17 protein-coding genes, 6 pseudogenes and 1 other annotated feature are annotated in these 22,683 nt (G+C 54.7%); of the genes and pseudogenes, 1 reads left to right on the top strand and 22 read right to left on the bottom strand.

Going from position 1 to position 22,683, the window contains the following annotated elements:
* Positions 1-43 precede the first annotated feature (43 nt).
* Entirely contained in the window at positions 44-841 is a 798-nt protein-coding gene (locus OEG84_RS19500) for an IS3 family transposase (protein WP_425602874.1), read from the bottom strand.
* Positions 842-859: 18 nt separating this feature from the next.
* On the opposite strand from OEG84_RS19500, the gene OEG84_RS19495 reads away from it, so the two are divergent.
* Positions 860-1,876 carry an IS110 family RNA-guided transposase gene (locus OEG84_RS19495; RefSeq protein WP_267655263.1) on the top strand — a complete coding sequence of 339 codons (1,017 nt, stop codon included), beginning with the start codon at positions 860-862 and terminating at the stop codon, positions 1,874-1,876.
* A 313-nt stretch (positions 1,877-2,189) separates the two neighbouring features.
* Here OEG84_RS19495 and OEG84_RS19490 read toward each other — a convergent pair.
* The 21 genes and pseudogenes from OEG84_RS19490 to OEG84_RS19390 form a co-directional block, all read right to left on the bottom strand.
* Positions 2,190-2,657, bottom strand: a pseudogene (locus OEG84_RS19490) (DDE-type integrase/transposase/recombinase); the annotation flags it as partial.
* Between the two features lie 47 nt (positions 2,658-2,704).
* Positions 2,705-3,982 carry an IS66 family transposase gene (tnpC, locus tag OEG84_RS19485; RefSeq protein ID WP_267651873.1) on the bottom strand — a complete coding sequence of 426 codons (1,278 nt, stop codon included), beginning with the start codon at positions 3,980-3,982 and terminating at the stop codon, positions 2,705-2,707.
* Positions 3,983-4,128: 146 nt separating this feature from the next.
* Entirely contained in the window at positions 4,129-5,643 is a 1,515-nt protein-coding gene (gene ltrA, locus OEG84_RS19480; protein WP_425602927.1) for a group II intron reverse transcriptase/maturase, read from the bottom strand.
* Between the two features lie 657 nt (positions 5,644-6,300).
* A pseudogene (locus tag OEG84_RS19475) lies at positions 6,301-6,851 on the bottom strand (IS3 family transposase); the annotation flags it as partial.
* Positions 6,652-6,768, bottom strand: a sequence feature (AL1L pseudoknot). It overlaps the preceding pseudogene by 117 nt.
* 110 nt (positions 6,852-6,961) lie before the next feature.
* Positions 6,962-7,720 carry an IS21-like element helper ATPase IstB gene (istB, locus tag OEG84_RS19470; RefSeq protein WP_267652424.1) on the bottom strand — a complete coding sequence of 253 codons (759 nt, stop codon included), beginning with the start codon at positions 7,718-7,720 and terminating at the stop codon, positions 6,962-6,964.
* A 12-nt stretch (positions 7,721-7,732) separates the two neighbouring features.
* Positions 7,733-9,262 carry an IS21 family transposase gene (gene istA, locus OEG84_RS19465; protein ID WP_267652423.1) on the bottom strand — a complete coding sequence of 510 codons (1,530 nt, stop codon included), beginning with the start codon at positions 9,260-9,262 and terminating at the stop codon, positions 7,733-7,735.
* Positions 9,263-9,440: 178 nt separating this feature from the next.
* Positions 9,441-9,641, bottom strand: a pseudogene (locus OEG84_RS19460) (transposase); the annotation flags it as partial.
* Positions 9,642-9,699: 58 nt separating this feature from the next.
* A pseudogene (locus OEG84_RS19455) lies at positions 9,700-10,109 on the bottom strand (transposase); the annotation flags it as partial.
* 154 nt (positions 10,110-10,263) lie between these two features.
* Positions 10,264-11,037: an HpcH/HpaI aldolase family protein gene (locus tag OEG84_RS19450; RefSeq protein ID WP_267655261.1), complete on the bottom strand. Its 774-nt coding sequence runs from the start codon at positions 11,035-11,037 to the stop codon at positions 10,264-10,266.
* A gap of 87 nt (positions 11,038-11,124) precedes the next feature.
* The gene (araD, locus tag OEG84_RS19445) at positions 11,125-12,852 is read right to left on the bottom strand and encodes an L-arabinonate dehydratase (RefSeq protein WP_267655260.1); all 1,728 of its coding nucleotides are present in this window, start codon (positions 12,850-12,852) and stop codon (positions 11,125-11,127) included.
* Between the two features lie 39 nt (positions 12,853-12,891).
* On the bottom strand, positions 12,892-13,680 hold the full coding sequence (locus OEG84_RS19440) for an ATP-binding cassette domain-containing protein (protein WP_267655259.1): 789 nt from the start codon (positions 13,678-13,680) through the stop codon (positions 12,892-12,894).
* Positions 13,681-13,713: 33 nt separating this feature from the next.
* Positions 13,714-14,706, bottom strand: a complete 993-nt coding sequence (locus OEG84_RS19435; RefSeq protein ID WP_267655258.1) for a substrate-binding domain-containing protein — start codon at positions 14,704-14,706, stop codon at positions 13,714-13,716.
* 22 nt (positions 14,707-14,728) lie between these two features.
* Positions 14,729-15,709 (bottom strand): ABC transporter permease, encoded by a 981-nt coding sequence (locus tag OEG84_RS19430; RefSeq protein WP_267655257.1) that lies wholly within the window; start codon positions 15,707-15,709, stop codon positions 14,729-14,731.
* Positions 15,710-15,772: 63 nt separating this feature from the next.
* Positions 15,773-16,222, bottom strand: coding sequence for a hypothetical protein (locus OEG84_RS19425; protein WP_267655255.1), 450 nt, complete (start codon positions 16,220-16,222; stop codon positions 15,773-15,775).
* 4 nt (positions 16,223-16,226) lie between these two features.
* Positions 16,227-17,054, bottom strand: coding sequence for an aminotransferase class III-fold pyridoxal phosphate-dependent enzyme (locus tag OEG84_RS19420; protein ID WP_267655254.1), 828 nt, complete (start codon positions 17,052-17,054; stop codon positions 16,227-16,229).
* Positions 17,055-17,093: 39 nt separating this feature from the next.
* Positions 17,094-17,522: pseudogene (locus OEG84_RS19415) on the bottom strand (SDR family NAD(P)-dependent oxidoreductase); the annotation flags it as partial.
* A gap of 25 nt (positions 17,523-17,547) precedes the next feature.
* A protein-coding gene (locus OEG84_RS19410; protein WP_267655090.1) for an IS5 family transposase occupies positions 17,548-18,382 on the bottom strand; the annotation gives its coding sequence in 2 pieces (ribosomal slippage) (positions 17,548-17,998 and positions 17,997-18,382; 837 coding nt in all).
* A gap of 60 nt (positions 18,383-18,442) precedes the next feature.
* On the bottom strand, positions 18,443-18,844 hold the full coding sequence (locus OEG84_RS19405; protein WP_267655252.1) for an SDR family NAD(P)-dependent oxidoreductase: 402 nt from the start codon (positions 18,842-18,844) through the stop codon (positions 18,443-18,445).
* Complete coding sequence (locus OEG84_RS19400; RefSeq protein WP_267655251.1) at positions 18,837-20,522, bottom strand: hydantoinase B/oxoprolinase family protein; 1,686 nt, start codon at positions 20,520-20,522, stop codon at positions 18,837-18,839. The genes OEG84_RS19405 and OEG84_RS19400 overlap by 8 nt, the downstream gene beginning before the upstream one ends.
* On the bottom strand, positions 20,519-20,824 hold the full coding sequence (locus OEG84_RS19395) for a hypothetical protein (protein ID WP_267656263.1): 306 nt from the start codon (positions 20,822-20,824) through the stop codon (positions 20,519-20,521). The genes OEG84_RS19400 and OEG84_RS19395 overlap by 4 nt, the downstream gene beginning before the upstream one ends.
* A gap of 333 nt (positions 20,825-21,157) precedes the next feature.
* Positions 21,158-22,554 (bottom strand): annotated as a pseudogene (locus tag OEG84_RS19390) (hydantoinase/oxoprolinase family protein); the annotation flags it as partial.
* Positions 22,555-22,683: the final 129 nt, after the last annotated feature.

The following is a 22,683-nucleotide window of genomic DNA, read 5'->3' as shown; positions in this document are numbered from 1 at the left end:
CTCCTTCTGTCCCCACAGGGATCATAATTGGAAAATTCCAGCTTCAAATGGTCCAATTTATTGGGAGCACGTCAGGCGTCTGGTCCATCGGGACAATGCTTTCCGGCGCGGGCGGGCGGTAGCCCAGAGCGCTATGCGGCCTGACGGTGTTGTAGTGGATACGCCATTGCTCGATCAGGATTTGCGCCTCCCTTAGGCTGTAGAAGATTTCGCCGTTCAGCAGCTCGTCGCGGACCCGGGCGTTGAAGCTTTCGCAGTATCCGTTCTCCCATGGTGAGCCTGGCTCTATGTAGGCCGTCTTGGCTCCAACAGCTGCAATCCAATCCCGCACTTTCTGGGCGATAAATTCCGGCCCATTGTCCGACCGAATGTATTCCGGCGGGCCGCGCAGGATGAATAGGTCTGTCAGAGCATCCAGCACGTCCGTTGAGTTGAGCTTGCGGTCCACGCGGATCATGAGTGCCTCCCTGGTGTATTCGTCGATGATATTCAGCGTCCGATAGACGCGGCCGTCAGCGGTTCGATCCTGGACCAAGTCGTAGGACCAGACGTGGTTTGGCCGTTCCGGTCTGAGACGCACACATGATCCGTCGTTCAGCCAAAGCCGTCCCTTTTTCTTCTGCTTTTGTGGCACTTTCAGCCCTTCACGCCGCCAGATGCGCTCAACCCGCTTATGGTTTACCTGCCAGCCCGCGTTGTTCAGCAGACCGGTGACCATGCGATACCCATAGCGCCCGTACTTGTCGGCCAGTTCGATGATATCATCGGTCAGCCGTTGAACTGATGCGGTGGATGCCCCCACCCAGCGGCATCGGGTATACCAAGACGGTTCTATATTCACCGAGCGGAGGGCGCATCAATGACATCGAAGATCAGCATTCTGGCAATCGACTTAGCAAAAGGCAGCTTTCAGGCTTGTGCGGTCGGATCTGATGGGAGGGTACTGTATAATCGGGCACTGTCTCGGAACCGGTTGGCGACGCTTCTGGGCGAGCAGCCGGCCTGTGTAGTCGCGATGGAGGCATGCGCCACGTCGCATCACTGGGGCCGGATGGCGCAGTCTCACGGTCATGAAGTGCGTCTGGTGCCGGCGGCGTATGTGAAACCGTTCGTCAAGCGCCAGAAGAATGACCGCGCGGACGCGGAGGCTATCGCAGAGGCGGCCATGCGCCCGACCATGCGTTTCGTGGCAGTGAAGAGTGCCGAAACCCAAGGCCGTGCTGTGGCGTTCCGCACCCATCAATGCTTGGTCCGGCAGCGCACGCAGCTCATCAACGCGCTCCGCGGACATCTGGCCGAATTCGGGCTGGTGGCGCCGAAGGGACCGGCGAGCCTGAAACTACTCGAGAATGCGTTGGCGGACGAGAGCAGCGACCTGCCTGACCCGGTTCGTGAGATGGGGGCGGTTTATCTCGAGCAGATCGCGCGGCTGACCGACGTGATCGAACGGCTGGCAAACGAGTTGGAAGATACATCGAAGACAGATTGTGAGTTGCGGCGGCTTTGCACCATCCCCGGGATCGGCCCCGTGACGGCAGGCGCCGTGGCGGCGTTTGCGCCCGACCTCGACACTTTTGACAGTGGGCGGAACTTTGCGGCCTGGCTCGGCCTGGTGCCACGGCAGAGGTCCACGGGGGGCAAGGCCAGGCTGGGGTCGGTCAGCAAGATGGGGCAGACCGACATCCGCCGACTGCTAATCGTCGGAGCGATGAGCGTGATCCGCTGGGTCGTCCGAAAGGGTGGCAGTTCGAATCGCTGGCTCGCTGCTCTCGTAGCACGCAAGCCAAGGATGGTCGCGGCCGTTGCGCTGGCGAATAAGATGGCCCGAATGATCTGGGCCATGTCGACCAAGCAAGAGAATTATCGAATGGCGTGACCTGAAACCGAGAAGGGAAAAGGCACGACATGGCCGCAAGGCCGGGGTGAGCGATCGACGAGGAGTACGCGACACGGACTTCGAAGTTCAAGGCAGGGAAATTCAGACCCGGGGCTCGAGCGCTTGCAGCTCTCTGAACCGATGTGAACCCAGCTTTCCGAACAGCATACCGGCCCGTGGCGTCATCGAAGGCCACAACCTGAGGCCTGACACACGTCCGATCGAAGACCCCGCCGAAAAATCGAAGATAAAGCTTGCCAAACAGGGGGCATCCACACACGCCCCGGGTGTGCTGGAGGCTATTTGGTTTAAGTTATGCTGCCATGTCTTCTCTTTCCAGAGCGGCGTAGAAGTTTGCTTCGGCTTCTGCTGGTGGGATGTTTCCGATCGGTTCCAGTAGGCGGCGATTGTTGAACCAGTCGACCCATTCGAGGGTGGCGTATTCGACGGCTTCAAAGCTCCTCCCTGGGCCACGACGATGAATGACTTCCGCTTTGAACAGGCCGTTGATTGTCTCGGCCAATGCATTGTCATAGGAATCCCCGACGCTGCCGACAGAAGGTGCGATTTTGGCTTCGGCCAGCCGTTCCGTGTATTTGATCGATAGATATTGCGACCCACGGTCCGAATGGTGAACGAGTTTGTCCTGTGCCGGTCTGCGTTGATGAATGGCCTGCTCCAAAGCATCCAGAACAAACCAAGCATTGGCTGTGCGGCTTGCCCGCCATCCGACAATCCGGCGCGCAAATACATCGATGACGAAAGCGACGTAGACAAAGCCCGTAATTACCCACCCCCGAATTCGTGATTTCCGGTTCTTCTACCGGCCTATGCCAGGACGGATGCGATGACCTGGAAGGGGTTTGCGCCTTTGAGGCGGGCGGTGTCGATGGTCGTGCGTACATCCGCCTCGGCTTGGGCGGCCCACATGGCGCGATATCCGTTTGTCACCTTTCGCTGAATGACCCATGGACGGAGCTTTCGCTCAGATGTGTTGTTGGTGACATCGACTTCTCCGGGATAGTCGCAAAACGTCAGCAGCTGATCGCGGGCCCGCCCGATCTTGGCCTGGAGCTTTTGGGCCAGGTCGCACGAAGTCGGGGCGCATAGAAGCCCGGCAAGCTGTTTATCGAATTTGCGCTTCTTGCTTGCGACGGTAGACGCAGCGAATGTGCTTATGGCTCTGGCGAAATCAAACACACGGCCAAACCAAAGCTGGAAGCGAAGAGGGAGATCATCCTCGCCATGTTCCAGCGCAAAGGCTGTATCACGCGCCAAATGTGCAAGGCAGGTTTGATGTCGATGGCCGTGAGATTGCTGGGCTGAATACCGATCAGATATCCATACCTCGGGGACATGGCCGCCCATGGTCTCGTGAACGACCCGTGCTGCACGGGAGTAATCGGGCTGGTGGACAACAGCATCCTTGCAATGAAAAACCCAGTGTTGGGCATTTGTGCCCTCGATACGCACACCGGTTTCGTCGCTGGCGACAACGCGGGCGGCTCGAAGGCTGGCCTTGGCGGCCTGTGCTGTGGCCTGGAAGCTCGGACGGGAGCGGGAAAACATGTTCATGATCGCGCCCTCGCTCACATTAAGGCCGAAGATATCCATGAACACACCGCTCAGGCGTTCGTAAGACAATGCATGGAAACTCTTGAGGTAGATCGCCAGCGCGTGAATGCCTGGCCCGAACGGCGTTGCGGTTGCCACGGCAGGTGCGGTGGCTTTTGTTGTCGTGCCGCATTGCGGGCAATGACAGGAAAAACGCCGATGCCGGGTGACATGAGGACGGATCGCAGGAATATCGATCTCGTCATAGGCCCCGGCCAGCACCATCGTATCATCACCGGAAAACGCATGGCCGCATCTCTTGCAGGCGGTCGGTTCATGATCGCGAAACATGTCGGCAAAATCCGCCAGCACCCTATTGTGGGGTTCATGCCCGGGCTTGGCTCCACCCGGTCGTGAGTTGACGCGTTTCTCTTTCTTGTCCGTCGAGGGCGGCTTGGAAGACGTCCGAGAATCCTTGGAAGGCCGTTGGAGCCGAAGCACCATCTCGATCAATTCGTCCTTGCTCAGCTGCTGCAAATCAGTCCGATCCATATCATCATGGATTCAGACATTGTGGTGCATGGCAAGGGGGTGGGTAATTACCAAAGCCCTGCCACGTCGCGAGTGGAGTAAGAAGCGCAGATGCGCTTCTCCTCCCCGAACCGTACTTGCACCTTTCAGCGCATACGGCTCTCCATTCAAGCTTGGCCCATGGCCATAGCAACATCATGGTAATGCGACGTGACGGTACTGCGGTCTTCAATCCGGAAGATGTACGGATTCGTCTCCGGATTGCGCCACCGGAATTGCGCCTTGGGGCTTGAGACAAGCCGTTTCAACGCTTTTCCGACGGGGTCACCGCGTTCAGTCCGACCAAACACGAGCCAGGTTTTCGCCTTGCCCGGTTCCGGGACCCGGTACCATTTCCGCATCAAGGGTTTGATGCGAGATCGGTATTTATGGCCCAGCCAATGCGCCATTTTCCAGAACACGACATGATCGATGCGCCGGAATACGTACGCCGTGAAGTCGGTGAACTTGTAGAACGCCGCCCATCCCACCAACTGGCGGTTCAGACTGGCGATCATGCCGACCGTACTGACACTATGATTGCCGGAAAGGGTTTCGGTAAGCCTGCGGACAAACCCCTTGGCCTTTTCCTTGGGTATCGTCGTGACGATGGACATCCGTCCATGCGCCCCACGCTTGCGGATGATCCGGTGCCCCAGAAAAACGAAGCCGTCATTGACGTGTGTGACATGGGTCTTCTCCATGTTCAGCGTCAACTTCAGTTCACCTTCCAGAAACGCCCGGCACTCCTCACGGATTTCCTCTGCCTGAGCCTTGGTTCCTTTTACGATCACGACAAAGTCGTCAGCGTATCGGCAATAGGCAACGGCAGGTTTCCATTGCCGGTTCTCGCGAGCCGTGATGGGCCTGCCTTGCTGGATGCCGAAGTTCCATGCCCAGCGATCCTTACGAGCCTTTTTGTTCAGATATTTCGCCTCCAGCCACATATCAAACTCGTGGAGCATGATGTTGGACAGGAGCGGTGACAGAACGCCACCTTGCGGAACACCCTCGCTTGAGGCTGTGAACAGGCCACGGTCGATGTGGCCTGCCTTCAGGAACCGCCAGAGAAGATCAACGAGCCGTCCGTCCTGCACCCGTCGCCGCACGCATTTCAGAAGCAGCTTGTGATGGACCGTGTCGAAGTAGCTGGCGAGATCACCTTCGATGACCCAGCGGCCCCTCGTCGTGTCGGCTCCATCCTGAAGCTGTATCCTCACGGTGCGGACGGCATGGTGCACGCTCCGTTCCGGCCGGAAGCCATAGGATAAACGATGGAAATCGCTCTCCCAGATCGGCTCCATGGCCATCAGCATGGCGCGTTGAACGATACGGTCCGTCAGGGTCGGAATACCCAGTGGTCGTAGCTTGCCATTGGCTTTCGGAATATAGACGCGCTTGACCGGCTGGGGGCGATAACTCTCCTCCAGCAGGCTTGTCCGCAGGTCGTCCAGATGCTGATCCAGTTTGACCTGCAGTCTTTGCTTATCCATTCCGTCTATGCCCGGCGTTCGTGCGCCACTTGACGCCAAAACGACACGAGCGGCCTCGGCAAGCCATTCCCGGTTAGCAATCAGCCGAAGAAGCCGATCAAACCGTCGGTTTGGATCGCGTTCGGCCCATGTTGCGAGCTTGTGCTGCATTTCGCTGATTATCAAAGGTCTTCACCTCGCTTGGTCAGATAGTTTGCACTTCAAGCAGCTTGAACTGTTCCCCTTCGCCATGTGACAGGCTTTCCCTGCCGCGGACTACTATGAGAACTCCGCCAACATGATGGACATCAGGGCCAACTCCCTTGCGACGCAGAACATCGTTGTCATTCCATCATGCCTTCCCTCGTTCATATGCTGGACGTCTGCGTATTGGTGAGGCTGCCGGTCGCAGTCTTTTCCCTTGCTTTCCGCAAGTCGATGCCGATGCCATGGTCTGGCTGTATTCTCCCCATGGCTGCCACGGACAACCTACGTATTCGTCCGTGTTGGGATAACGCTGGCGTACATCTCACGCGCCATCATCAGCATTTCACCTGTTAAGCCGTGTAGGCGAAGGCGACATTCCAGCCCTCAGATGCGGGTTAACCGGTTCGTGTTCCTCAACCTTCCAATACTTCAGCCTCGGGAACCATCTCGACGTAACGGCTTCGCCTCAATCCCCTTTACCTGCGGGCTACGTCACCCTGCCAGTTGACGGCAGGTCACCGCCGCTTGGGCTCATGCCCCTTACAGCAGAGGGCAGGCAATTATTCGCATCCTCCTTTCTCTTTTGCATTCCAGTCATATGCCTCCCCGATTGGGGCGAGGCGCACCATAGGTGAAGTCCGAAACCCACAGTCTGTTTGGTGCGGGGGCTTTGAACTGGCGGTTAACCCGGTCAAGCGGGCTCGGAGCAGTCTTGTCCGAGAACGTCGTGCGGATCGGCTTTCCTCGAATGATACCCTGCAAGTTCATAGCCCTCATAAGCCTGGCGACACTGCAGCGGGCCACGTCAAAGCCCTCACGCTTCAATTGCCGCCAGACTTTGCGAACACCATAGACGCGGAAGTTCTGTTCGAAGACACGACGTATCTCGATCTTCAGGCTGATATCGCTGCGGGCGCGGATCGATAGGCAATCCACATCCAGGCGTTTGGCTACATTCTCGTAGTAGGTTGAAGGGGCAATCGGCAGCAGCCTGCAGATCGGCTCGACCCCGAACACACCTCGGTGTTCGTCGATAAACGAGATCATCGCTTGAAGGGGCGGTCGAGCTCCGCCATCGCGAAATATGCAGAGGCTTTGCGCAAAATCTCGTTGGCCTGGCGAAGCTCGCGGTTCTCCCGCTCAAGAGCCTTCATCTTCTCGGCCACATCGCTCGGTGCGCATTCCGGAGTATCCGGCCGGCCATTCCGATAACATCCGGCCACCTAAACCGGGGTATCCGGCCACCCTTATATAGCGGCTGCGAGGCCTGATGATTTGGTTATCAGGATTGGATGCTTTCGTCACCTGTTCCGAGTTTGGTTTTCCTCATGCTCTGGCCGTCGAGTTCGACGCGATAGGCGTTGTGTACGAGGCGATCGAGAATGGCATCGGCGAAGGTGGGTTCCCCGATCACGTCATGCCAGGTGTCGATGGGCAATTGGCTTGTGATCAAGGTTGATCCAACCTCGTATCTGTCCTCGACTATTTCCATAAGGTCACGACGCTGACTGGCATTGAGGCGATCCGGTCCCCAGTCGTCCAGGATTAGCAGTTGAGTTTTGGTAAGGGCCTTGAACAGACGCGGAAAGCGTCCGTCACCATGGGCCAGTTCCAATTCATCAAAGAGACGTGGCATGCGCTTGTACAGCACAGTGATACCGTCTCGGCAGGCGGCTTGCGCCAGAGCGCAGGCCAACCATGTTTTGCCAACGCCGCAGGGGCCAGTGATCATCAGGTTGCGCTTGTCCTTGATCCAGCGCCCGGTCAGCATCTGCTGGAACATGGCTTTGTCGAGGCCGCGCCGCGACTTGTAATCCACGTCCTCCGGCGAGGCACCGACGTGGCGCAGTTTTGCTGTACGCATGCGGCTTTCAAATCGCCTCGTCTCACGACTGGCGGTCTCTCGATCAATGAGCAGCCCAAGCCATTCAGCGTGGCTAAGCCCGGCTGTGCCGTCCTGTTTTTGCATCTCGGCAAAGGCTTCTGCCATGCCGTCGAGCCTGAGTGTTTTGAGCTGATCCAGCGTTGGGTGATCAAGCATTCTCTATCCTCTTCAATGGAAGTAATCCGCACCACGGATATTGGGGTGAGTGATCGCAGGGCCGTCCGTGGTGGGTTCGCGGCGCTGACGGTCCAAACCATTCTTCAGAATGGAATGCAGGGATGTGTAGGAGTGGGCGTTGATCTCAAGCGCACGCAAACAGGCGGCATCCAGGCGCTCCCGCCCGAAGGTCTTGGCCAGCCGTAAAACACCGAGGCACGTTCTGTATCCTTGTTCGGGATGTTTGCGCTGGCGCATGATCACATCGACAAAGACCTCAACATTTGGGCCGATGCGCACAGCTTGCCCGCGGATACGCTGTGGCGTCCAATCCTCGCGGAAGCGATGATGGGCGGGCATGTGATCGCGGATCGTGGAGTGCTGGCGATTGCCCGAGGTTCTGGCGTGAGAGGCAACGCGTTGCCCATTAAAGTATACCTCTACGGTGCGTGCGGTGATCCTTGCCCATAGTTTTTGCTTCAGCAACTGATGCGGCACCGAGTAATAATGGCGGCCAATATCGACATGGTAATCGAGGCCCGCGCGGCACTGCTTCCATTCGGCATAAACATAGGCCTCCATAGACAAGGGCTTCAGAGCGGGCCGATCCAGGCGTTCAAACAGATCGCGGCGGCTTGCACCAAGATGGCGACTGACTTTGCCGTTGAGCTGATCCAGCAATGGCCGGATGGCAGCGTTCACCTCATCAAGGCCAAAAAAGTGCTGGTTGCGCAGCCGCGCCAAAATCCAGCGCTCGGCCAGCAAAACAGCGCCTTCCACCTTTGCCTTGTCTTTCGGCTTTCCAGGCCGCGCCGGAACGATGGCGGTATCGTAATGTGCCGCCATATCACCATAGGTGCGATTGATCTCAGGATCATAAAAACAGGCCTTGGTGACGCCTGCCTTGAGATTGTCTGGAACCAGCTGCGCAGGCACGCCACCGAAGAACTCAAAGGCACGCACATGGCTGGATACCCAGTCCGGCAGGCCCTGTGTCCAGCTGGCTTCGACATAGGTGTAATTGGACGCTCCCAGCGTCGCGACAAAGATTTGTGCGGTGCGCACCTCTCCCGTTTTGGGGCAGACAACATCAACTGTCGGGCCCGCGTAATCGACAAACAGCCGCTCGCCTGCAGGATGACGCTGACGCATCACCGGAGACAGCTTGCCTTCCCAGCGGGTGTAGAGCTCACAGTATCGGCTATAGCCGTATCCATCGTGATGAACCCCGCGATACTCCTCCCACAGCAGCGACAGCGTCACGCCCTTGCGCCGCAACTCGGCATGCACATGCGCCCAGACAGGCTGAGGAACCGCGCGACGGACATCGCCGGGGCAAACGGGAAACAGGCGGTTCTCAAGGTCGGCGTCCGACAGATCAGCAGACAGAGGCCAGCTCAAACCTTCCAGATCAGCGCGCCGAAAATATTCCGAAATCGTCGCACGGGCCACGCACAGGCTTTGCGCCACCTGGCGGCCTGAAAATCCATCCGCCCGAAGCCGCAGGGCTTCCCTTATCTTCCGCATAGGCAATCTCTTCATAAAGGGCTCTCTCCATCCAAAGGAACGGAACAGTAGCCCTGTTACAGATCGCCTCGCAGCAGCCTAAACTGGGTTGAAATGGGGGTGGCCGGATGCCCCGGAATCCCCGGCCGGATCAAATCGGAATGGGTGGCCGGATGCTATCGGAATCAGTGGCCGGATCGCCCCGGAATACGCAGCTCGGCACGCCTGCTCGTTTGCCGCTGTCGACCTCGGTCTTCTTGACCCAGTCGTGCAGCGTGGCTGGTGAGCAGCCGATCTTGGCAGCGATAGATGAAACGGCGGCCCAGCGTGATGGATGCTCGGCTTCATGGTCCAGCACCATGCGAATGGCACGGTTGCGGACCTCAGGTGAAAACTTGTTCGTTGTCTTGCTCATAATGGCTCCACTCTCTCAGAAGTTGGAGCCTCCGGCAAACTCGGGGCGGTTCACGTTCTTCATCTGCCCGGCCCTGTGGCACCTTGCGCTGTGTGGATCGGTGTTGTCCGAGCGTGCGGCAGGCGCGGCGTTCCGATACGCCAAGCTCCCGCCGCACATGGTCGATGCACTTGCGACGACGCGAAGGGCTTAGAAGTTTCCCTTTGCCGCCTCGGTCAGGATGAGTTTGTCCAGTGTCAGGTCAGACACCGCCCGCCGAAGCCGCTGGTTCTCCTTCTCCAGCTCTTTCAGCCGAGTGAGTTGAGATCGCTGCATCCCGCCATAGAGCTTCCGCCATCGATAAAACGTCTGCTGTGTCACGCCGATCTGGCGCACCGCGTCAGCAATCGTCGCACCTTGCCCTTGCAGAACTTCAACCTGCCGAAGCTTCGATACAATCTCTTCCGGCTTCTCTCGTTTTCCAGCCATCGCTGATCCTCCAATTTGAGGGATAATCTATCCCAGTTGGTGGACCACTTTCAGGGGGCAACTCCAGGGGTCAGGATTGCATGCCGATTGACACTATCGTGCTTTTCTCCATCACAAGGGAAATATTGCACCACCAAAATCCGGGATCAAACGTTTAGGCTGAAGATGCAGGAAACTGGGCCCGGAGTTCCGCTGTTGAGCGAACCACCATGTTCGCGTCAACCCCAACTGATACGAACATGGCTCCCTCATCGAGCCAACGATGAGCGTCAGAAGGGATCGGCGCAAGGATACCAGCAACTTTGCCGGCGGAATTGATTCGCCGGATCGCCTCTGAAATTAATGCCTTCATATCAGGATGGTCAGGTCGTCCGAGATAACCAACCGACGCCGCGAGGTCTGAGGGACCGATAAAGACGCCGTCCACTCCTTCTGTTGCCGCGATGTCCTCCAAATTGTCCAATGCTTCCCGTGTTTCCACCTGGACAAGAACGCAGATCTCATCTGCAGCTTCCTGCGTGTAATTTTTCACGCGGCCAAACCGAGACGCTCGCATAGATCCGGCCACCCCTCGGTTACCCAACGGTGGGTATCTGGTCGCCTTCACCGCCAGTTCCGCTTCATGATGGTTTTGCACGAAAGGTATCAAGAAGCTTTGGAATCCCAGATCCAGCAGACGCTTCAGAATGACGGGATCATTCCACGGGGGGCGCACAATCGGTGCTGTATGACGGCAGTCAACAGCCTGCAATTGTCTCAGCACATCTCCAATTTCATTTGGCGCATGTTCCATATCCAATAGGATCCAATCGAACTCAGCATCCGCGATTATCTCTGCAATAAAATCAGAGCCAAGATTGGTCCACATTCCGATTTGCGGAATGCGCTTTTCCAGTGCTCGTTTGAAACGATTGCGTCTAATTTCCATCTCTACTGCCTGCTTCCTTCAATGCTCTCTAGAGTTTTAGATCACATTACGGTTCTAAAATTGCGGTACTCATTGGGAATAAGATGTTTAGTGAATTTCTGGCTCCGGCAAGATTTCCACTCCTTCCAAAAAATCAAAATCGCAACCAAGGTGTGCCTGCGTCACATGTCTGGTGAACATCCCCGCGAAACCACGAGATGAAGAGGGAGGAGGGCTCGAAGATGAAGACATACGCTCTGCGATCACAACATCAGGAACGAGCAAGTTCAGCGAACGAGCTTCAACATCGACGGAGATTAGGTCGCCGTTTCGAACTGCGGACAAAGGCCCTCCGACATGAGCCTCTGGAGAGACATGAAGTATGCACGCCCCATAACTCGTACCACTCATTCGCGCGTCAGATATCCGTAACATGTCGCGAACCCCCTTGTGCAGTAGCTTTCGTGGTATCGGCAGCATCCCCCATTCCGGCATGCCGGGCCCACCAACTGGGCCCGCATTCCGGAGGATCAGCACATGGTCAGGTGTCACGTCTAAATCAGGATCGTTGATTGCCTTAGCCATGTCGTCGTAGTTATCGAAAACCAACGCTGGGCCTGTATGTCTTAAAAGCCTCGCTTCGGCGGCCGCCGGCTTCATCACGCAACCGTTTGGTGCTAGGTTGCCGAACAGCACCGCAGTACCCACTATGGATGAGATCGGTTTGTCGAGTGGCCTGATGACGTCGTTGTCAAAGACCTTTGCTCCGACCAAATTCTCTCCAAGCGTCCTACCCGAGATGGTCTTTTCATCGAGATGAAGAAAAGGAGAAAGAACATTTAGAAGAGCGCGAGTGCCACCGGCAATATGAAAGTCCTCCATTAGCCATGCGCCGGATGGTCTCAGATTTGCAATCACAGGAGTGGTTCTTGCGGAAATGTCGAAGTCGTCCATAGTCAAGGATACTCCAGCGCGACCCGCCATGGCGATTAGATGAATGATGGCATTAGTCGAACCCGCGATCGCATTATGAACCACTAGCGCGTTCTCGAACGACCTCCGTGTGAGAATTGTGCTCGGGGTGACGTCATTCCAGATCATTTCGACGATACGCCGCCCACAGGCAGCCGACATACGTGGATGCGCCGAATCACCCGCAGGAATCGAAGAGGCCCCGGGAAGGCTCAGGCCAAGAGCCTCTGTGATGAGAGTCATGGTCGAAGCAGTACCCATCGTCATACATGTTCCGTGCGATCTGGCAATACCGGCCTCAATATCTCTCCAGTCCCCCTCGGAAATGTTACCTGCCTCCTTTTCAGCCCAGTATTTCCATACATCGGAACCCGATCCGACAATCTTCCCGTTGACATGCCCTCGCATCATCGGACCGGCCGGAAGGAAGATCATCGGAAGATTCATACTGACCGCACCCATAACGGTCGCTGGCGTAGTTTTGTCGCAACCTCCCATAAGCACAACCCCGTCTACCGGATGGCATCGAAGCAGTTCCTCAACTTCCATCGCCAGCAGGTTGCGATAGAGCATCGTCGTGGGCTTGACAAAATTCTCCGACAGCGACATCGCGGGCAATTCGAGTGGAAAACCACCGCCCTGGAGTACCCCGCGCTTCACGTGTTCCACGCGATTGCGGAAGTGAGCGTGGCAAGGGTTTATGTCGCTCCACGTATTGATAATTGCCACGACCGGTTTGCCAAGAAAATCATCCGTGTCGTAGCCCATTTGCATCGCACGAGAGCGGTGGCCAAAACCGCGCAGATCCTCTGCCGCGAACCAGCGACTACTCCTAAGGTCTTTGGATTTGCGGCGCTCTACCATCTTTCTCTCCTCACCAAATAACGTCGTTTCGAATCTGAATCAGGCTTCCTTGTAACTGCGGCCGGAGACGATCATACCTACGACCTCATCGCTGGTTGTTTCCCGAGTATTTACAACCGAGATAAGTTCTCCATTTTTCATCACTGCAATACGATCAGCAATTGCGAAGACATGTTCGAGATTGTGACTGATGATGAGTGTTGACAATTCTCGTTCCCGAAGGGTTACGATCAGATCGAGAACTTTGCGTCCTTCATCAACACCGAGCGCGGCCATCGGCTCGTCCATGATGAGCAAGTGCACCTCATTCAACAGCATGCGAGTGATGGCGACCGCTTGCCTTTGCCCGCCTGACATTGCTTTCACAGGTTGGTCGAGCGACGGCAATCGCAGATCTACTCGGCGGAGCAATTCCTCCGTTAACCTCCGCATTTTGGCGTGGTCAAGTCCCTTGAAGATACCAAGACGACGGCGCGTTAGCTCCTGTCCGAGGAAAATGTTCTCCGGAACATTGAAGACCTCAACAAGTCCTAAGTGTTGATGCAGCGTTTCTATTCCAGCCGTTCGGGCATCGCTGGGACCAAGGAACCTTATCGGCTGACCGTCTATCTCTATGGCACCCCTGTCCGGAGAGATGACGCCAGACAGCATCTTTATAAGAGTTGATTTCCCTGCGCCATTGTCTCCCACAAGGGCAACAACCTCGCCCCTGTGGATTTTGAGGTCAACCTCGCTGACGGCTTTGAGACCGCCATAACTCTTAGAGATCGACTTAGCATGAAGAAAGGTTTTCGTTCCTTTCGGAGCCTCCCAATCATTCGCTTTCATACCTTCCTCCCTCGCTATTTAGAAACTACGCAGCTAGATCTGCGAAGGCCTCATCTTCATGCCTGATTCCGGATCCCAGAACTCGGCGAGGTTTTCCGCATTTATGAAGGGAGACTGGAAAACAATACGTTTGTCGACCGGTTCATCACGCAGAATTTTGGCGACAACCTCGACACCTTCGACACCCATCGGGCTGTTGTGGAAAGTTCCGAATATTTCGCCTTTCGCGATCGCATGCATGATATCTGGTTGCACACCGTCATATCCGGTAATCCAAATATCCCTCTCGCGACCTGCTTCTCGAACCGCCTGAAGTACGCCGAGCGCCATTTCGTCATTATTACAGTAGACGGCATCGATATCTCGTTGACTATTCAGAAATTCTTCCATCTTTCGCAGTGCAAGGCCCCGCTCATAGTTTGCAACGGCATGACCGACTATCTCAATTTCCGGGTTTTTATCGATTACGGAACGCCATCCACGAGTTCGCTCCTCATTAACAAACGATCCAGTTTTCCCCTCTATAAGGATCACTTTGCCCTTGCCGTTAAGCTTTTCTGCATAGATGTGGCCAGCTCTGGTGGAAGTCCCCAAATTGTCGGTGGCAAGATGCGCCGTCCATTCAACACTACTTGCTAACGAAGAACTTAGTACTACTAAAGGAATTCCCGCTTCGTTAATCTGTTTTACAGCGGGTGTGATTGCATCAGCGTAGTAGGTGTTGATGATAATGGCATCCATACGCCGCACCACCAGATCCTCTATGTCCTGAACTTGTTTTGAAGGTCGGTCATTGGCATCCACAACCGATAGCTCGAAGCCGTGCTTTGCCGAAGTTTCTATTACACCGCGACGCTGCGCCACCATCCATTCATTGGCGGCAAGACTGGTCGAATAGCCCACCCGCATACCTTTGAGTGATGATTCCGCCAAGGCGCTGTTTAGAATGACTGGCATCGCCAGGCCAGCTCCAACCATTCCTCCCAATAAGGTGCGACGGGATACAGTTTTTGATTTATCAGTCATTTCTTTCCTCCAAGTTATTGGTTTATTTCAAGACTTTCTGCCGCATTTCACTCATCAGGACAGCGATCACGATGATCACACCCTGAAGGAACATCTGGAGGAATGGTGATATCCCCACCAGGTTGAGCGTATTTCCCAAAATTGCCAGTACGAGAACGCCAATTACCGTTCCTCCAAGACTGCCGATGCCACCCGTGAATGTCGTTCCCCCAATCAACGTTGCGGATATCGCATCCAGCTCCATGAGGTGTCCGGCGTTGGGTTCCGCGACGGTCAGTCGACTCACAAGTATAATCCCTGCCAAAGCGGAGAGCAGGCCACTAAGCATGTATATGCGGAGCGTAACTCCTTTGACGTTGATGCCAAAAAGCTTGCAAGCTTCTTCGTTAGCCCCAATCCCGTACACATGGCGGCCGAATTGCGTTTCGCGCATGACTAAGATCATGCAGATGAAGGCAGCGACTGCGATAACGACCGGGGTGGGGAACGGGCCAACGTATCCAGAACCGATAAAACTGAACCATTTCGGAGGATCGCGAACGACGATATTGGACCCTTCCGTGTACATGTATACAATTCCACGCCCTGAAATGAGCATCGCTAGAGTGGCTATGAAAGGTTGCAAGTTGAATCGGGTTATAAGAAATCCGTTGACAGCTCCAAGAAGGAGTCCGCTAACGAGTGCGAGCGTAACTGCAAGTACTGGGTTGAATGGTATTATTGCCGCTACGACCGTTGCAGAAACGCCTACCAATGAACCAACTGAAAGATCGATGCCGCGACTCAGAATTACGATCGTCGTTCCGATCGCCACCAAAGCAAGAGGCGCTGATCCTCGCAGAAAGTTCATGATGTTTCTCCATTCGAAGAAGTATGGAGACGCTACTCCTGCTATCACTATTAGTGCTATCAATGCGAGTACGTTGCTGTGTCGGATAGCTAAATCTACGATTTCTGCAGATTTATATTTATTTGGAGGGGGTGGATTGACCGTATCACTCATATTCGTGCCTTTTACTATTTCTAATTCCACAATTTTGAGAATTGCCGAAACAAATTTTTGTTATTATATGATTTCATCCAAAGTCATTCCAATAACAGAGAGAGTTTCCTCAATATCCTCTTCGCTGTGTCCTGTAGAGAGATACATCTTGCCACCCGGTGTTGTCAGGACACCGTTTTCGATCAGCTTGCGCCCGAATTTCACGGCCATTTTCTTGTCGGTCTTCAAGACGTCTCGTGCATTGGACAAAGTGTTTTGCTCGGTGAAATATACTTGGATCATCGAGCAACATTCGCCGACGAGAAGTTGAATTCCCTTGCGCTGCCCCATTTGCCTGATGCCGTCACTAAGTTGATGCGTGCGTGCGCGGAGCCTGTCGTAGGTACCAGGTTCCTTCAGCAACCTAAGCGTAGCGAGCCCCGCAGTCGCCGAAATTGGATTTCCAGTCAACGTCCCGGAAAGGAAGCAATAAGGTTCCCCCGCATCACGACGTCGAGGGTCGGCGAGGCTCATCAACTCACGAGGGCCAACAACGGCCGAAAGAGGGAACCCCCACCAATCGCCTTTCCATAGCAGGCAAGATCAGGAACGACCCCGAACACCTCTTGAGCCCCCCCCAAGCCACCCGAAAACCGGTTACGACTTCATCATAGATCAGGAGTATCCCTTCCTTGTGCGTCAGTGCGCGTAGCTGCTCCAAGAATCCGGGTTGAGGCATAATTGCACGTTGGATCGGCTCAATGATGACGCATGCAATATTGTCTCGATTCTGCGCCACGAGCGCTTCGACCGATGTGATGTCATTATAAACTGCGATTAACGCATCTTGGCACATACCCGGAGATCCACCAGCGCTAGAAGGGTTAATCATGGGCGCTGGTCGATCGACGACTGCATCGTTCGACAATTGTGCTAGATCGTGGCTTCCATGAAAGCCACCTTCGAATTTTATTACTTTCGATCGGCCTGTTGCAGCCCGTGCAATCCGCAGTGCTGCCGCCGTTGCTTCGCTACCGGTGGTTTGGTAGTGCAGAGTATCACCACACAGAGAGGCGCCGAGGATCTCTTGAGCAAGTTCAATAGCTGGCATATTTATCGCAAAGTATGCCGATCCCCTCGATAATTGATCGGTCACAGCCTCCACAACTACGGGATGAGCGTGACCTACGATCAACGGTCCGCTGCTCAGGAGGTGGTCGACATAGGATTTTCCCGATGCATCAAAGACTCTGGCGCCATTGCCCCTTACAATTACAGGGCTGAGTTGCGCGGGTAGGTTCATGTAGCCCCATGATGGACCCGGCGTAGCTTTCGCCCACGCATTCACCAGTTCAATTTGTGACATCAACAATCTCCCATTACTCCAATGAAGTCCTGCAGTCTGTTATGCAGGCCAACATTGAGCACCTCCATCCACACGAATGACCTGGCCACTGACGAAATCGCCAAGTGGGCCTACGAATACTTCCGTCACGCGACTTACTTCATCGATAAGGGCGACCCGATCCAGTGTGCCCCCATCCATGAGTCGGTTCTCGTCGACCTCCCTGGTGGCCAAAAAGCGAGCAGTACGAGTTTCCCCAGGCGCGATCGAATTGACGTTTATGCAAAATGGACGCAGTTGGGTGGCAAGGCACCTTGTATAATGAACTGCTGCAGCTTTGGCCGTCGCATATATCGCGGAATTTGGCCTTCCAATAAACGCAGCAGTTGAGCTGATTGTGACAATTCGACCGTTTCGCCTTTGCATCATTCCTTCAGCAGCCGCTTGGCAGGTAAAAATCGTGGCCAGGAGATTGCGCTCAATCACAGCCCTGAGAGTCGGTCCGGAAAGTTGTTCATTTTGAACAGAGCCTTCGCAGCATGAGGCGGATAGACGCGAGTTTGAGAAAGGCGAGCGCGTTGCGCGACAGGTTCTCGAAGTCCTTGGCTAGCCTGCGGCATCGCCCAAGCCACGCGAAAGTCCGTTCGACCACCCAGCGTCTCGGCAGAACCTCAAAACCCTTGACGATGTCGGATCGCTTGATGATCTTGATCGCCAGCCCGGGCATGGCCTTCTTCTGACCCTTGGCGAAGACAGGTCCCTGATAGCCACCGTCCGCAAAGAGTTTCTTCAAAAACGGATAGCGCCCGAACAACGTCTTGATGACCAGCAGACCGCCGTCGCGGTCCTGGATGTCGGCTGGATGAACCAGCGCATGCAGCAGCAGACCTACCGTGTCGACAAGGATATGCCGCTTCTTACCCTTGACCTTCTTCCCCGCATCATACCCGCTCGGGTCGATACAAGCCCCCTTTTTCCGCGCCTTTGACGCTCTGGCTGTCGATGACCGCCGCCGTCGGGCTAGCCTCGCGTCCCATCGCCTCGCGGCATTTCACATAAAGCTCCTGATGAATACGGCCGAGTGTGCCGTCCCAGTTCCAAAGGTCGAAATAGCTGAACAGGGTGCTCTTCGGCGGCAAGTCCTTCGGAACAGCCCGCCATTGGCAGCCGGTGCTGAGAACATAAAGCAGGCCGTTAAGAACCTCGCGCACATTGACCTCACGCCTGCGGCCACCCCGCTTGGCAGGAGGTATCAAAGGCTCGACCAGCGCCCATTCCGCATCCGTCAGATCGCTGGGATAGCGCAGACCATCCCGATTGTATTTCCCACGGTTCGCTTTCGTCCACATAGCCTCCATCCCATCGTCGAATCAAATCAACGGCATCGAATCACAAACGATTCATATCATTCAACTTCTTTGCGGACCGACACTGACATCGTCAGCAACGATATGAACGCAGTCGTTTGGATCGGGTTTGCCGCCTGCCGCGGAAATGTCGCCGCCGGCGTTGTGGACCAAAATATCGAGCGGCCCCAGTTCTTGCTCCACCGTGGCCACCAATGCTCGTGCCTGTAAAGGATCGGTCAGGTCAGCTAGAACGCGCATCGTCCTAATGTCGTGGCGATTTGATATTTGATGCGCGGTTTCAGACAAGGTTCTTCCTTCACCATATTCAGAAGGGCCGTTCTCACGCATTCCGTGAATGGCGATCGAGCACCCTTGACTTGCCAAGTGGTCGGCGATGGCCCGGCCAATGCCGCGTCCGGCGCCTGTGACTAAGGCGACTTTTCCTGTAAGCGACTTAGTCATCAGTCTTCTCGGCCGTTCGAAAATATCCACGTGCGCGATCAACGGCGAGGCTCTCTAGGTCGCGGTCTGCTGCGTCTCCATAACCACCGCCGCCCGGCGTACGAACTTGTACAGCATCACCCGGCGACAATGCGAAGCCGGACCCCTTTGAGACATGAGGAATGTTGACTTGTCGCCCTCCCACTTCCAACTCGATGCAGTTGGAAGCACCACTTTCACCCCCAAGGATACCCGGGGGCCCTATTGCACCATGATCCATAAGAAACGACGCTACCGCTCGGCCACGCAACAACCTCATCCGATAGTTGACACCAAAGCCGCCACGGTATTTACCCGCTCCTGCTGAGTTTTCGCGCAGCGCATACTCTTCCACAAGGAGCGGATAACGCTGCTCTAAGATCTCTACCGGCTGGGTTTTGGAAATCCCTTGGATGGAAGTGCCATTAGTTAGACCATCTCCCGCCCACCAGCCGCCGTAGCCGCCACCTGAGAAGAAATACATAATATAGTGGCGTTCCTTTTCAGGGTCGTAACCGCCCAGCGTAAAATTGCCACTAGTTCCGAACGGGGCTGCGAACAGGCGTTCTGGTATCGCTTGGCTAAGCGCCAGAAAAATAGCCTCCATTATGCGTTGGGATGTTTCCGAAGAGCAGCCGGAAACCGGCCGTGGATATCGTGCGTAGAGAAACGTACCCTCCGGTGGAACAATATTAAACGGGCGGAAACATCCAGCATTAACCAGAACTTCCGGCATGATATGCTTCATGGCGACATACACGGATGCTTGGGTCGTCGCCCAAGTGGAATTGAGCGGCCCTCTGCAAGGCTTGCTGCTTCCGGTAAAATCGAAAGTCAATTCGCCATTTTTGACTGTCAGAGTGAGACTAATTGTCAATCGCCCAACATCGACTCCATCACTGTCGATGAACGATTGGGATGTGTATTTTCCGTTCGGAATTTCGCTTACAAGCGTGCGTACTTGCTGCTCTGAACGGTTATGTAGTTCAGAAATTGCAGATGAAACGACGTCGACACCATATCTGTCCAGTAATTCGACGATTCGATTTTCGCCGACCTGCAATGCTCCGATTTGAGCACGAATATCTCCGAAGCGCTCTTGAGACACACGAATATTAGTCAAAATCATGTCGAGGATGTCTTCGTCCATTACCCCCTGACGGCACAGTTTGACCGGCGGAATTCGTAGTCCTTCCTGTTCGATCTCTGTGGCTTGGCAGGCAAAGCCTCCGGGAACCATTCCCCCTATGTCCGGCCAGTGCCCCGTATTCGCGAGTAGGCACCAAGGCTTGCCCTGATAAAACACTGCCTTCACCATGCGCACATCCTGGAGGTGCGTGCCGCCGCGATAGGGGTCGTTTACGACAACGATATCGCCTTCGTTCAAAGCAGGATACTTGGCAATGGTGTCACGCGCAGTCTCTTGCATGACGCCCATGAATATAGGGAGTCCCCATTCGCCCTGAGCAATAACATCTCCGGTATTGATATCATAAATTCCATTAGATCGGTCGAAAGCTTCGGATATCACCGGAGAGAAGGATGCTTTCTCATGGGAAATATCCATTTCGGAGCATATATGACGAAGTTTATTCTGAATTACAGAAAGAGTAATCGTATCCACGACTGAGCGTTTGTTTTTATCAGTTGAAATATTCATAATTTCACCGTAATAATAATATTACCAAATTCATCTATATTAAAATTGGATTTTGAATCGATATATATCGTAGTATCTACTTGCTTGATAATCGCAGGTCCGATGTATGTATTGTTAGAAATCAAAGCATCACGATAATAAACATTTGTTTTAATCCAAGATCCTTCGAAATAACTTTTCGTGATATGTGTTGAAACGCAACGTTCCTTCTGCTGATCTGATTTCGGGGCAATGATCGATACGTCGACCCTGTCGCGCTTGCCGATGACAGTCGTTCGCAGATTAACGAGGATTAATCTCATGTCCGACAAATCGATGGAAAAGCGCTGAGTGTAACTCTTCTTGAACGCAGCGATTGCCTCGGAGCAACTGAACCGTTCGCCGGTCAGCGAAATTTGCAAGACGTGGGACTGGCCATCGTAGAGGAAATCCGCCGAGTGTTCGACGACGACTTCCTTTAACAGAAGGTTTTGATTTAACACAAACCGACGCCCTTCCACGCCTTGTTGGCGTAGAATAGAGGTCATCTTTTCCTCATCCACCTCCGAGACGGGACGGTTGATCGTCTGCACCAAGTCATGGCGGACATCCGCAAGAATACTGCCGATTGCGGAGGTGACACCTGGGAAAGGAGGGATAATAACCTTTGGAATACCTAATTCTCGTGCCAACGCGACTGCATGCAGGGGGCCTGCTCCCCCGAAGGCGAAGAGTGCGAAATCGCGAGGATCGTGACCACGTGCGACTGATACCAAGTTTATTGCACCCGCCATGTCATTTGTTGCCACCTGAACAACTGCGGCGGCGGCTTCGACGTTACTCAGACCGAGTGGAGTCCCTATACATTGACCGAGCACCGCTGCGACTTGTTCTACCGGGGGCCGAGTGTCGGCACCATTGATGGAGGATGAATCTAAGCGCCCGAGCACTATGTTGGCGTCGGTGATAGTTGGATATTGCCCGCCTCTACCGAAGCAGATCGGCCCAGGAGAGGAGCCAGAACTATCGGGGCCAACGCGCAGCATGCCAGCTTGATCGACGCGTGCAATGCTGCCGCCTCCCGCACTGATTGTATGTACATCCACCATAGGAACGCGGATCGGTACGCCGTAGGCCAAGTCACGCTGGCTACTTACCGATGGCGCTCCATCGAGGATCAGAGTGACGTCGAAGCTGGTCCCCCCATGTCACAACTTATTAAATTGGGAAAGCCAGCCTTCTCACCGATGAGACCCGCTGCTATCGCGCCAGCAGCAGGCCCTGACATGACTGTGTTGATTGCCAACCGTCCCGACTGAGCTGCTGATGCCATTCCTCCATTGCCCTGCATGACAAGAAAGCCACCCTGGAAACCACCTTCGCGCAGCCCATCTTCTACGCGGCCCAGATAACGGGAGACGATAGGGCTGATATATCCATTGATGGCTGCGGCAGTTCCGCGTTCGAACTCACGAACTTCGCGAAGTATTTCCGATCCGGAAATTACGAATGAATTCGGCCAAATCTCCAACGCAATCTCAGTGGCGCGTTGTTCATGCTCAGGGTTCACATATGAGTTGATGAAGTGGATGACAAGTGAATCTGCTCCCGCAGCCTGGAGAGTATACACCGCTTCTCTCACGGCCTGTTCGTCCAATGGCGTGACAATGTTTCCATCAACGTCAATCCGCTCGGGGATTTCCAGTCGGTTTTGCCTCTCGATAAGGGCATCGAAGTTGCCGGATAATCCGTAAGCGTTTGGTCGTGTTCGTCGTCCCAACTCCAAAACATCTCTGAAACCGCGAGTCGTCAGCATTCCGCATATGGCGCCCGTTCGCTCCAGCATGGCATTGGTTCCGACGGTGGTGGCATGAACAAGAAGCTCTATGGCGTCCGGATTTGCTCCAAGTAGCGCCAGTCCGGCCAAAAATCCCTTTGATTGGTCGCCTGGGGTGGTTGGAATCTTCGCGATCTTGCAGCCGCCGCCTATGCCATCCACTAGCAGAAGATCTGTGAAAGTTCCGCCAGTATCTACTCCAACCACCAACCCCATGCGAATGCTTCTCCAAATTTCTTAATATGAACTAATATTTCGTAATATGAAATTCATTGAATAAGCGAAAAATGTCAACCCTAAGGTTTCAAAAAAACCGTCCGCATGACTTTTTACGAGGATGTGTTT

It is taken from the genome of Hoeflea algicola, assembly GCF_026619415.1.
Lineage (GTDB): Bacteria > Pseudomonadota > Alphaproteobacteria > Rhizobiales > Rhizobiaceae > Hoeflea > Hoeflea algicola.
This window is presented reverse-complemented; position numbering and strand designations above follow the sequence as displayed.